This is a genomic window from Pseudidiomarina aestuarii, assembly GCF_048263735.1.
GTDB lineage: Bacteria > Pseudomonadota > Gammaproteobacteria > Enterobacterales > Alteromonadaceae > Pseudidiomarina > Pseudidiomarina aestuarii_B.
Window position 1 is genome coordinate 56878 of sequence record NZ_JBLXDX010000007.1, and the last position, 13759, is coordinate 70636.

The 13759-nt window shown below is 48.9% G+C and carries 8 protein-coding genes; all 8 read left to right on the top strand.

The window, feature by feature from the left end; all coding sequences use genetic code 11:
* Positions 1-87: 87 nt before the first annotated feature.
* The gene (gene metK, locus ACN0S4_RS12130) at positions 88-1236 is read left to right on the top strand and encodes a methionine adenosyltransferase (protein WP_169931675.1); all 1149 of its coding nucleotides are present in this window, start codon (positions 88-90) and stop codon (positions 1234-1236) included.
* An 80-nt stretch (positions 1237-1316) separates the two neighbouring features.
* The gene (gene tkt, locus ACN0S4_RS12135; RefSeq protein ID WP_417657936.1) at positions 1317-3341 is read left to right on the top strand and encodes a transketolase; all 2025 of its coding nucleotides are present in this window, start codon (positions 1317-1319) and stop codon (positions 3339-3341) included.
* A complete protein-coding gene (gene epd / locus ACN0S4_RS12140) occupies positions 3341-4363 on the top strand; it encodes an erythrose-4-phosphate dehydrogenase (RefSeq protein ID WP_417657947.1) in 1023 nt (340 codons plus the stop codon). Before tkt ends, epd begins: the two co-directional genes overlap by 1 nt.
* Before the next feature lie 20 nt (positions 4364-4383).
* Complete coding sequence (locus ACN0S4_RS12145; RefSeq protein WP_417657937.1) at positions 4384-5571, top strand: phosphoglycerate kinase; 1188 nt, start codon at positions 4384-4386, stop codon at positions 5569-5571.
* Positions 5572-5603: 32 nt separating this feature from the next.
* Positions 5604-6668, top strand: a complete 1065-nt coding sequence (gene fba / locus ACN0S4_RS12150) for a class II fructose-bisphosphate aldolase (protein WP_417657938.1) — start codon at positions 5604-5606, stop codon at positions 6666-6668.
* Positions 6669-6737: 69 nt separating this feature from the next.
* Entirely contained in the window at positions 6738-7538 is an 801-nt protein-coding gene (locus ACN0S4_RS12155; protein WP_417657939.1) for a DUF481 domain-containing protein, read from the top strand.
* Between the two features lie 280 nt (positions 7539-7818).
* Entirely contained in the window at positions 7819-10728 is a 2910-nt protein-coding gene (locus tag ACN0S4_RS12160; protein WP_417657940.1) for a TonB-dependent receptor plug domain-containing protein, read from the top strand.
* Positions 10729-10900: 172 nt separating this feature from the next.
* Positions 10901-13759: beta strand repeat-containing protein (locus ACN0S4_RS12165; protein WP_417657941.1), on the top strand; the 2859-nt coding region annotated here is incomplete at its 3' end.

The window sequence follows — 13759 nt, forward strand, 5'->3', positions numbered from 1 at the left end:
AAACTAGAAATGTGGGCGTAGTTTGCGTACACTACGCCCACTTTTTATTCTCAAGTTATTCCTTGAATCAATACAGGTACTCTTTGCATGGCACGCCACTTATTCACCTCTGAATCTGTTTCTGAAGGGCATCCCGATAAAATTGCGGATCAGATTTCTGATGCTGTCCTTGATGCAATTCTCACACAAGACCCGCGCGCTCGCGTGGCCTGTGAGACCTACGTAAAAACGGGCATGGTTTTGGTCGGTGGCGAAGTATCCACCAATGCTTGGGTCGATATCGAAGAGATAGCGCGGAACACCGTTCGTGAAATTGGTTACGTGCATTCCGATATGGGCTTTGATGGCGCCTCTTGTGCGGTATTGAATGCCATTGGTAAGCAATCGCCAGATATCAATCAAGGCGTGGACCGCGCACATCCGGAAGAACAAGGTGCGGGTGACCAAGGGTTAATGTTTGGCTACGCATCCAATGAAACGGATGTGCTGATGCCAGCACCGATAACTTATGCGCACCGACTCGTGCAGCGCCAAGCTGAAGTGCGTAAAGACGGCACGTTGCCGTGGTTGCGTCCCGATGCGAAAAGTCAGCTGACGTTTGTGTACGAAGACGGCAAGCCAGTTGGCATTGATACCGTGGTGCTGTCGACGCAACACCAAGAATCGATCAGCCAAAAAGATCTGCGTGAAGCCGTTATCGAGACTATTTTGAAGCCTGTGCTGCCGGCTGAATGGTTCCCGCAAGATAGTAAAAAGATTCATATCAACCCAACCGGTAAATTTGTGATCGGTGGCCCTATGGGTGATTGTGGTTTAACCGGCCGTAAAATTATCGTCGATACCTACGGCGGCATGGCGCGTCACGGTGGTGGTGCATTCTCAGGTAAAGACCCATCGAAGGTGGACCGCAGTGCCGCTTACGCAGCGCGTTATGTAGCGAAAAACTTGGTGGCTGCAGGTCTGGCAGAGCGCTGTGAAATTCAAGTGTCGTATGCCATTGGTGTTGCAGAGCCAACCTCAATTAGCATCGAAACCTTCGGTACCTCAGCGTACGAAGAAGAGCGTTTGATTGCGTTAGTGCGTAAGCACTTTGATTTGCGCCCATATGGCTTAATCAAAATGCTCGACCTTGAACGCCCAATCTATCAGGCTACGGCTGCCTATGGTCACTTTGGTCGGAACGAGTTTCCATGGGAACAAACCGACAAAGCTGAGGCGCTTCGAGCTGACATCTAATTTGCTTACAAGCCCCGAATTGTGGAGAATACGCGCACACAATCCGCAAATTCAATTTACCGCAAATTCGGGGTTTGGTTATGACAGCTGTATGCACTGATCGGAAAATTTTAGCCAACGCAATTCGTGCTTTGAGCATGGATGCGGTTCAACAGGCTAATTCAGGCCATCCTGGCGCACCCATGGGGATGGCAGACATTGCCGAAGTGCTCTGGCGCGACTACCTCAAACATAACCCTGCAAACCCTTCTTGGGCAGACCGTGACCGTTTTGTGTTGTCGAACGGCCATGGCTCCATGCTGATCTATTCCTTGTTGCATTTGACAGGCTACGACCTCCCGATTGAAGAGTTGAAGAACTTCCGTCAATTGCACTCGAAAACCCCTGGTCATCCTGAATACGGTTATGCACCTGGTATTGAGACCACTACTGGTCCTCTCGGACAGGGCGTGACCAATGCTGTAGGTATGGCTTTAGCGGAGAAAGTTTTAGCGGCGCAGTTTAATCGTGATGGTCATGACATCGTTGACCACTACACCTACACGTTTTTAGGTGATGGTTGTTTGATGGAAGGTATTTCTCACGAGGCTTGCTCATTAGCAGGCACACTCGGCTTAGGCAAACTGATTGCCTTTTACGACGACAACGGCATCTCCATTGATGGTGAAGTAGAAGGTTGGTTCACCGATGACACCGCCAAGCGTTTTGAATCCTATGGTTGGCAGGTGATTCCAGCGGTCGACGGTCACAACAGTGCCGAAGTGAAAGCAGCCATTGAGGCAGCACGCGTTGAGACTGGTAAGCCGACTCTAATTATTTGTAAAACCATTATCGGTTTTGGTGCACCCAACAAACAAGGTTCAGAGAGCTGTCACGGCGCGCCACTCGGCGCTGACGAAATTGCCGCAGCACGTGAGCAACTGAATTGGACGCATGCCGCATTCGAAGTTCCAGAAGATATCTACGGCGGTTGGTCAGCGGCAGTAAGTGGCGAGCAAGCCGAAGCAGCATGGAATACGCGTTTTGCTGCGTATCAAGAATCGCACCCAGCTTTAGCCGCCGAATTCACGCGCCGCATGGCTGGTGATTTGCCAGCTAATTTTGAGCAGCAAGCTCAAGCCTACATTGCCAAACTGCAAGCCGAGCCGGCAGACATCGCGAGTCGTAAAGCCTCACAAAATGCATTGAACAGCTACGGTCCGTTATTGCCAGAATTACTCGGCGGTTCAGCTGACCTTGCAGGCTCTAACCTGACCATTTGGAGCGGTAGCAAAGGTATTAGCGCAGACGATGCGAGCGGTAACTACGTCTATTACGGCGTGCGCGAATTCGGCATGTCCGCCATCATGAATGGTGTTGCATTGCATGGCGGGTTAGTGCCGTACGGTGCGACCTTCCTGATGTTTATGGAGTATGCTCGCAACGCAGTGCGGATGGCAGCGTTGATGAAACAGCGCAGTATTTTTGTCTACACCCATGACTCTATTGGTTTGGGTGAAGACGGTCCGACGCACCAACCGGTTGAGCAAACCGCTAGTTTGCGCATGACGCCAAACATGAGTACCTGGCGTCCGTGTGACCAAGTGGAGTCAGCTGTGGCGTGGAAGGCAGCTTTGCAACGCAAGCATGGACCATCGGCGTTAATTTTCAGTCGCCAGAACCTCGCGCAACAGCCGCGCACTGATGCCCAGTTGAAGGACATCGCCCGTGGCGGTTATATCCTGCTAGATAGCATGGTTGAAGGTAAAGGCACGCCGGATTTGATTTTCATCGCAACGGGTTCAGAAGTGGCGATTACTATGGCTGCCGCTAAGACACTGCAAGCGCAAGGTCATGCCGTGCGCGTTGTATCCATGCCATCGACAGACGTGTTCGAAGCGCAGCCAGTGGCTTACCGCCAAGCAGTATTGCCACCTCAGGTAACCAAACGTGTTGCGGTAGAAGCGGGCATTGCTGACTACTGGTACAAGTATGTTGGTTTGCAAGGCCGCGTGGTGGGTATGGCAACCTTCGGTGAGTCTGCTCCTGCCGGTGATTTGTTCAAACATTTTGGTTTTACTCCAGAGAACATTGTCTCTGTTGCGCGTGAGTTACTAGACGCATGATGAACCGTCGCGCTCGTATTGCTATCAATGGCTTTGGCCGTATCGGACGCAGCGTCGTTCGAGCCCTCTACGAGCGTGGCTATCGTGACTCCATGGAAATTGTCGCGATTAATGAGCTGGCGCCAGTTGGCGCAATGGCGCATTTGCTCAAATATGATTCGAGCCATGGCCGGTTCATGCACCCGGTTACCACGCCGAGCGAGCACCGTTTGCAGATTGGCTCCGACTTAATCCGAATTTCCGCTGATAGCGAGATTGTGGATCTTGACTGGCGTGAACTGGAGCTCGATGCGGTACTCGATTGCACCGGAGTTCATGGGAATCATGTAGATGGCGAGCACTATCTTGAACTGGGTATTCCGAAAGTGCTGTTTTCGCATCCAGGCGATCCTGACGTCGACTTCACTGCTATTTTCGGCGTGAATACCGACCAACTAACGCCGGCGCATCGCATTGTCTCGAACGGCTCCTGTACCACCAACTGTATCGTGCCGGTCATCAAAGTATTGGACGAAGCTTTTGGGATTGATAGTGGTGCAATCACTACGATTCACGCAGCGATGCACGACCAACAAGTGATTGATGCCTATCATCAAGATCCACGCCTAGCACGAGCGGCGAGTCGTTCCATTATTCCAGTGGATACACGGCTGGCGCGAGGCATTGAACGTATCATGCCAAAATTCGCGGGGCGTTTTGAGGCGATTCAAGTGCGGGTGCCGACGACCAATGTAACCGCGATGGATTTGAGTGTGACTGTGAATACCGAAGTCAGTATCGACAAAGTAAACGCAGTGCTCGCTGCGGCTGCCCGCGGACCGCTCTCACGTGTGTTGGGGTATGTCGATGAGCCACTGGTGTCGATCGATTTTAACCATGACCCACGCTCGAGTATTGTGGATGCCACTCAAACTCGCGTGGCTGATAAGCGACTGATTAAAGTTTTATGTTGGTGCGATAACGAGTGGGGTTTTGCGAATCGCATGCTCGATACCGTTGACGCACTGATTCAATCTCAATAATGACCTGACGAGGACTGCCGATGTCAACTGCTGTGATTACAATGGACGATCTTGACTTAGATGGCCTGCGAGTGCTCATTCGCGAAGATTTAAACGTGCCGGTCGAACAGGGTAAAGTCACCTCAGATGCACGACTCAAAGCAGCCATCCCTACCATTCAAAAAGCCTTAGATAAAGGCGCGAAAGTCATGGTTATGTCCCATTTGGGCCGTCCAGAAGAGGGCGTCTATGCTGCGGAGTTTTCCTTGCAGCCGGTGGTTGATTACTTGAATGACGCTTTGGCTGTGCCGGTACGTTTGGCGACAGACTATCTGAACGGCGTAGATGTGGCTGCAGGCGAAGTGGTGGTTTTTGAAAACGTTCGCTTCAACCCAGGTGAAAAGAAGAATGACGATACGTTAGCGCAGCAATTAGCTGCCCTCTGCGATGTATTCGTCATGGACGCGTTTGGCACGGCGCATCGTGCTCAAGCCTCTACCCATGGTGTCGCGAAGTATGCCGAAGTAGCTTGCGCAGGGCCGCTACTAGCTGCTGAATTGGATGCTTTGGGCAAAGCGCTCGCAAACCCAGCGCGTCCGCTAGTTGCGATTGTCGGTGGGTCAAAAGTTTCGACTAAATTGACCGTACTGGATTCATTGTCGACCGTTGTCGATCAGTTGATTGTCGGTGGTGGTATCGCCAACACCTTTATCAAAGCTGCTGGCCATGAAGTCGGCAAATCATTGTGTGAAGATGATTTAGTGCCGGAAGCACAGCGCTTGGTTGCGGCGGCTACGGCGAAAGGTGCGTCGATTCCAGTACCTACGGACGTAGTTACTGGCAAAGTGTTCAGCGCTGATACACCGGCAGAAACGAAAGCCGTTGATGCGGTAGCAGCCGACGATATGATTTTCGATATCGGTCCTGATACCGCTGCAGCATTTGCGGAACTCATCGCGAAGGCGGGTACCATTGTTTGGAATGGTCCTGTAGGCGTATTTGAGTTTGACCAGTTTGGACAGGGCACTCGTGCGCTTGCCGACGCTATTGCCAACAGCAATGCGTTCAGTATTGCCGGAGGTGGCGACACCCTCGCAGCCATTGATAAGTATGGCATCGCTGATAAAATCAGTTATATTTCCACCGGTGGTGGTGCCTTCTTAGAGTTTCTCGAAGGCAAACAATTACCCGCAGTCGCGATTCTGGAAGAACGCGCGCTCAACGGCTAAACAGCCGAACATAACGAAGGAGACGAATTCTCATGGCATTGATTTCATTGCGTCAAATGCTCGACCATGCAGCAGAGCATGGTTACGGTGTTCCAGCTTTTAACGTCAACAACTTAGAGCAAATGCGCGCCATTATGGAAGCTGCGGATGCGACCGACAGCCCCGTAATCGTGCAAGCCTCAGCAGGCGCACGAAGCTATGCTGGTGCACCGTTTTTGCGTCATTTGATCTTAGCTGCCATTGAAGAATGGCCGCATATCCCGGTGGTAATGCATCAAGATCACGGTACTTCGCCAGCCGTCTGCCAACGTTCGATTCAACTGGGCTTTAGCTCAGTCATGATGGACGGCTCGCTGCGTGAAGATGGTAAAACTCCTGCCGACTATGACTACAACGTTCATGTAACCAAGACCACAGTTGCTATGGCGCATGCGTGTGGTGTATCGGTAGAAGGTGAGTTGGGTTGTTTAGGCTCTCTCGAAACCGGTGAAGCAGGTGAAGAAGATGGTATTGGTGCAGAAGGTAAACTCTCACACGACCAGCTCTTAACGGATCCGGAAGAAGCAGCAGACTTTGTCCGTGCGACCAATGTTGATGCGTTAGCGATTGCGTGTGGTACCTCTCATGGTGCCTATAAGTTCTCTCGGCCACCAACGGGCGATATTCTTGCGATTGATCGAATCAAAGAAATTCACCGTCGTATTCCGAATACCCATTTGGTTATGCATGGCTCATCTTCTGTGCCACAAGAATGGTTGAAGGTCATTAATGAGTTTGGTGGTGAAATGCCGGAAACTTATGGTGTACCTGTTGAGCAAATCGTCGAAGGCATTAAGTTTGGTGTGCGTAAAGTAAACATCGATACCGACTTGCGCTTAGCATCAACTGGTGCCATTCGACGTCATTTAGCGCAGAACACCAGCAACTTCGATCCACGTAAATTCCTGAAAGCCTCAACCGACGCTATGTACGAAATTTGTAAAGCGCGCTACGAAGCCTTTGGTTGCGCGGGACAAGCGAGCAAAATTAAGGCACTTTCGCTGGAAGAAATGTTCAAACGCTATGAAAAGGGCGAATTAAACGCTCAAGTGAAATAGTAGAGGGTTAAAATTGCGTAAAGTGCGCGTTATACTGCGCTTTACGCAATAGAACAAAGGAAGAGCGAGGTGACCGTGAAGTTTTCTAAATTTGTAATCACAACAGGATTGTTGGTCGGTGGACTCGCGCTACCTGCACAAGCATCTATTTTTATGTATGACGATGCAAGTGACCTCAAAGTAGATGAGCAAAAAGATTGGGCAGCCAGTGCTGAACTTGGTTTGCTGTTTACCTCGGGGAATACCAAAACCGAAACGTTTAAAACCAAACTGAACGCATCGCGGGATTATGAGAATTGGCGGCATAAAGCGGTCGTTGATTATTATCGCTCCGAACAGGAAGACCAATCCACGGGTGATGCGATTGTAACCGGTGATAAATTCTTTATCTCAGCGCAGTCGAACTACAAGTTCTCGCCAGAAGCGCGCTCGTCGCTATTTGTGTTTGGCTCGTATGAAGAAGATCGCTTTAGTGGTTACGATTATCAAGGAACCGTAGCGGTCGGTTACGGTGCTCGCTATCGTTATAGCCCAACGTTATATGCTGACTACGAAGCGGGTCCAGGTTACTCCATTAATAAACCTATCGTGAATGGTGTTATCCAAGACCAAGAAAGCAGTGCAATTTTGCGTTTGGCAGGCAACGTAGTGTGGGACATCACGAAAACTTCCAAACTCAACGCATTAGCGGCATCAGAAATTGGTGAAGAGAATACGAAATCACGAGCAGAGCTCTCGATTTCAGCAAACATCAATAGCCGACTGGCATTGAAGTTTTCGGTTGCTGGAACGCACAACTCGAACCTTGAAGATCAGTCCTTAGAGAAGCTCGATACTGAAACAGCGGTAACGCTGGTTTATAGCTTCTGATCTGATTTCACGCTCCTATTTAAAAGCTGGCTTATGCCAGCTTTTTTTATATCATTTGTATAAGACATTCCTCGCCAGACACACTTGCTTACGTTTCGTCGCATATCTGAAATATTGGTCATAAAATAGTTGACATCAGCGCTTCATTATCATTTTATAACCTTGGTTGTTCTCCCTAAATGACCAACGCTTGGCGGGTACACGCTCAAGTTGTCTAGGCAACTAGTACCCGTAGAATACATAAATATAATAAGTTGTTATTACAATCCAAGGATCTCCCATGAAAGCAAACAGACTCGCAAAATCTGTTCGCATCGCATTGGCATTCGGCGCTAGTTCAACACTATTGTTGTCTGGTGCCGCTTTTGCGCAAGCGGAAGACGAACAGGAAGAAGAAGAAGCTGAACGCGCCGAACGAATCACAGTTGTTGGTTCGCGTATCCGTACCGACGGCCTTGACAGCGCTACGCCTATTGAAATCATCAGTGCTGAGCTCGCTACCGAACAAGGTTTGAGCACACTGGGTGAATTACTCCGTACGACTACCATCGCAGCTGGTTCTGACCAGTTGATTTCTGCTTACTCGGTTGGCTTCGTAACCGCTGGTGGTGCTGGTAACGAATCGATCTCAATGCGTGGCTTAGGTGCGAACCGTACCCTCGTATTGTTGAACGGCCGTCGCGCTGGACCTGCCGGTACTCGTGGTCAGGTTGCTGCATACGACATGAACTCGCTGCCAGTAGCAGCTATTGAGCGTGTTGAAATCTTAAAAGATGGTGCATCATCACTGTATGGTTCTGACGCGGTTGCTGGTGTAATCAACATCATCACCAAAAAAGGCGACGACGCCAGCGTGAATTTCAGCGGCAGCAAGCCAATGGATAGCGGTGGTGAGACTTATCGCTTGAACGGTACTTACGGTGAGTCATTTGATAACGGTTCATACCGTATCGTTCTCGACCATAACGTGAACACTGGTTTGCAGCGTTCTGATCGTGACTACTTTGCTTGTAACGAACGTTATTTCTTTGATCCTGAGTCAGGTGAACGAGCAGACCCAATCGATCCACGTACCGGCGAATTCCATTGTAATGGTACGGGTTACGGTTTGTACCGTGGCTTCGGCGGCGGTCGTTTGTTGTTTGATGAGACCGGTTACGGCTTCCCACAAGCGGGCACCGACGCTTATGACGATGATTTCGTTAATGGTGCACCAGCGGGTTGGTATTGGGCTGGTTGGGATAAAGAATCAGATGGTTGGTTGAATGGCCAGCATCCGTTCTTTAGAACTCAATCGATGATTCCTGAGACCAGTACTACAGCTGCATTTATCCAAGGTGACTATGACTTGGGTGATAGCATGTCGCTGTACGGCGAATTCCTGCACAGCAGCCGCGAAACTGAAATTTACAGTGCTCGTCAGTTCTGGACTGCCGATATTGGATACGTTCCATTAAGCTTAGCGGAAGGTTGGTCTGGTTCTGAATTAGTGCTGCCAGTAGCCATCACTGATCACTACGGCAACACTACTACTGTTGATTACACCCGTGGCGTGATTGGCCTTGAAGGTTCAATCGGCTTCTGGAATTGGGATATGTCTTACCAGCGTTCATACAACAAAGGTGAGTATGCTCAGAAAGTCATTTTACGTGACTCAATGATCATGGCGCAGTTGAACCTCATTGGCGCAGGTCCATGTGAAGGCGAGCAATCACCTTTATCGGGTCGTGACTGTGTGCCGGTTGATTGGTTCTCTTGGGATCACATGAACGGTAACCCCGGTGCCGACGTTAAAGCCTTCTTGTTTGGCGATGAAGTAGGTAACACTATCTACAAGCAAGATACTTTTGATGCATACATCACTGGCGACATCCTTGACTTACCATCAGGCCCATTAGCGACTGCGGTTGGTGTTTACTATCAAACGGATGAGCTCAAAGATACCCCAGGGGTTGAAACTCTGCGTGGTAACTCATGGGGCTTGAGTGGCGCAGGTATTACTGCAGGTAAATCGAAAACTAAAGCAGTGTACGGTGAGCTTTCAGCACCAGTACTTCGTGACTTACCTTTCGTAGAAGCCTTAGATGTGACTGGTTCTGCACGTTGGACCGATGTTGATGCCTACGGTAGCGACACCACGTTTAAAGTTAGCATGAACTGGTCAATTGGTGGTGGTTTACGTGCTCGTGCATCACGCGGTACTTCTTTCCGTGCACCAGCTTTGTTTGAACTCTACCTTGATAACCAAACTGGTTTCTTAGGTCAGAATATCGATCCATGTATTAACTGGGTAGAATCTGAAAACCCATTAATCCGTGAAAACTGTGCGGCTGCAGGCGTTCCTGAGTCATACATCGCAGGTATCGGTAGTTCAATGACTGCTGTGACTGGTGGTGGTGCAGGTCAGTTGCAAGCTGAAACGTCAGTGTCTGAAGGTTTCGGTTTCATTTGGGAAAGCCCAGAGCGTATGTGGGCAGCGTCAGTAGATTACTACAAAGTAACTATTGATGACCAAGTGTCTAACGTTGGCGGTTCAAACGTACTGAACTTGTGTTATACCTCAGAGAACTTCGAAAATGAGCCATTCTGTGACCAAATCACACGTCGTGATGGTACAGACGGTGACTATGGTATCGATACCGTTCGTGGCGGTTATGTGAACGTTGCGCAGCAGTTGGTTCGCGGTGTTGACATCGTGACTACGTTCAACGCGGAAACGCCAATTGGTCAGTTACGTTCAACCTTGAACCACACTATCCAGATCGAGCGGGTATTCCAGCAGTTCCCAGATAGCGACCCAATCTCCTACATTGGCCGGATCAGCAACCCGAAACATATCGGTACGTTGAACACCAGCCTAATGACGAATGATTGGACGTTCACTTGGAACGCTCGTTACGTAGATAAAACGTCGAACTACTACTTGTACACCAATGGTAACGAGTTGCAGTATCGCGGTGAAACTGTGAACTTTATTGCAGATACACCTACCTATGTAATTCATGCTTTGTCAGCACAGACGCGTTTGTTTGATGGTTTAGACGTGACCTTCGGTCTCGCTAACATCTTCGACAAAGAGCCGCCTAAAGCTGGTCCTTCTGCGGTAGCAGTAGCGGGTAACACCATCTACGCTTCACAGTATGACTACTATGGCCGTCGTGCATTCGTGAATTTGTCTTATCAGTTCTAAGCCCTTGAACAAAAGACAAAAACTAAAAACCCGCGGCTTGCCGCGGGTTTTTTTATACATGTCGATATAACAAATACATGGTTTTGTCCGAATATAGTTGTTTTTTGTCAGAAAACTCACCTATAGTTTATCTTTACGTAAAATTAACGAAAATATTCTCATGGAGGAGCTTATGCCTCGCCTTTCTGAGCAACTCAGACTGCCCGCAATTACCTGTGCTTTAGTAGCACTGTTCTCGTCGACTGCAATAGCGCAGACCGTAAATGACTATCAATCAGCATCGCTTCCCGCAGGTCTTGAGTTTACCGGAACTGTTACAGGCGGTGTGCGTGATGGTGACTTTGATGGTGACGGGGATGCTGATTTCATATCAACAGCGTCTGGGGGCGGAGCCATCACGTTCTATCGGAACAATGGCGATGGGACTTTTAGCATAAACCCAACTCCCAATCCTTTTGTCAATTTCACGAGTTCCGGCGTAAATACTTTTATTGCTAGCTCAGCGTTAACATCAGTTTTTGACTACGATAATGATGGTGATCTAGATATTTGGCACCGTCAACTGAATGGTATTGATACGCTCCTAGAAAATGTAAATGGCGTGTATCAGAGTGTTGCACTTCCAGCAGGTCTAGAGTTCACTTACGCGTTTGGCTCGGGTGCGGTTTTAATGGCCGATTTCGACGGTGACGGTGATGTAGATTTTAGCGGTATTGAGACCTCTTCAGGGCCAGCTTGGTTTTTACGTAATAATGGTAACGGAACATTTACCACTAATCCGAGTGTCGGTAATCCTTTTGCAAATTTTGTGTCTTCGATTCCATCAGGGTATACACCGAACATTAGTGCAACCGCAGCCGATTTTGATGGGGATGGTGACATTGATGTCTGGCAACGCATTGGTGGCGACGGAAATGACTTATATTTGAGAAATGATTCAGGGACTCTGGTTGTTGGAACGCTACCAACAGGGCTGGAATACATTCCAACAACCACGGCTTTGTTATATGCGGGAGATTTTGACGGCGATGGTGATTTAGATACAGCGAGCCAAGATGCGATTGGTGGCGCTATTAGTTATCGTCAAAATAATGGTAATGGAACCTTTACTTTAAATCCGGCTAACAACCCATTTTCTGCGTTTTCAAGTTCGACACCAGCGAATACAGCTTTTAACCTAAGCGGCAGTTTTGCGGATATCGATGATGATGGTGATTTGGATATTTGGATTCGACGTGGTGGTAGCGAAGCAGATATTTATCTTCAAAATACTGTAAATCCGGTCCGAGTTTTATCAACAACGCCCAGTAGCGGCGCTACTGGCGTAGATAATGATACTACTATTACACTTTCGTTATCTCGTTCAATTAATCCTTGGTCGGGTAACGTATATATACGCAGATATGACGACGATACAATTGTTGAGACGATAAACGCGAACGACCTAGGGTTAACGTTTGGCGCCAATTCGTTGACGATTAACCGTTCCGTCACTCTTGCTGATAACACGAGATACTACGTTTCATTCGATAGAACTTTTGCTACTGATAGCGAAAACTATATTTTAGGGAAGCTTGATAATATCAGCAAAGTTCGTGTTCCTTTCACAGATAAAGAATTTTTGAATTTTACGACGGGAACATCGAACACAGCACCGACAATCACCAATCCGATTGCTGACAACTTTTCCGTGGGTGAAGATTCAGGGAACTCGACGTTTACACTCGCCAATAGATTCACGGACGCTGAGACTGATGCGTCTAGCCTGGTATACAGTGTCGAGGCCAACAACAACACAACGCTGGTCGGTGCGTCGATAGACAACAATACGGATGTGTTGACGTTAAGTTATGCTGCGAATGCATCGGGCTCTGCCACGATTACGATTCGCGCCACCGATGCAGGTGGTCTATTCGTTGAAGATACCTTTACGGTTACCGTCCTCGCTGTGAATGACGCGCCAACAGACCTTGCGCTGAGCAATGCAACGGTGAACCAATCTGGTGGCGCTAATGCTGTGGTGGGCACGTTGAGTACCACGGATAGTGATGATGTAAATCATACTTATACCTTGGTCAGTGGCACCGGCAGTACTGATAACGCATCGTTTAATATCAGTGGAACATCATTACGTGCCAACGATGCCAGTGCTATCTCCAATGGCAGTTACAGTGTGCGAGTTCGCACCACTGATGCCGGTGGATTGAATTATGAAGAGGCGTTCAGTATCACGGTTGTGGATGACATTCCGACGAATTTTGAGAATGGCACTCCGACCATTAGCGAACTAACTCAGACGAGTTTCAGAGTTACTGGTGATTTCGACGCATTTGCGAACTTTTATATTGGCGTGACATTAGATGGAGCAGGAAGTGTCACTGCGAATGATATTTTCCAGGAAGCGGCATTTTCTGGTGGGCCAGAGCGTCTATTGTTTGCTGATATTCCTTCAACCTCGTCTGAGCCGTTCATAACGTCACGTGTTGTTACCGGTCTCGAGCGCGGAACAGCTTACGACGTTTATTTATATGTAAATGATGGCCAGAGCAATACCAGCAACGTCACGAAACTTGATGTTACAACATTGAGTGTCGATTCTGACGGTAACCTGACGGCCGGACCGAGTTATAGCTTTTCGCTGGCTTCAACGGTGGATACTGTCGGTGAAGCGGTCGATGTCTTTGGCTTTACTCTCAGCGACGGCGGCACGGCGGATGGCCTTGCTATGCAAGTATCGCAAGTGGTCGTTAACGTCAGCGGCACCTCAACGGATGCGCAGCGTGGACAGATGACCTGGCGTTTGAATGGTCCTGATGCAGCAAATGTGGTGGGCGTGTACAACGCAGGTTCGGATACGGTGACCTTCTCGGGCTTGAGTATCAGCGTTGCTGATGGCGCCAATGAAGATTACACCATTAATGCCTATTTCAATGACAACTCCGGTATTACGGACAATGCAACCGCAGTCCTCAGTATTGATGGGGATACAGATGTAACCACCAGTAGCAGCGGTACGCGGATGGGTACGACG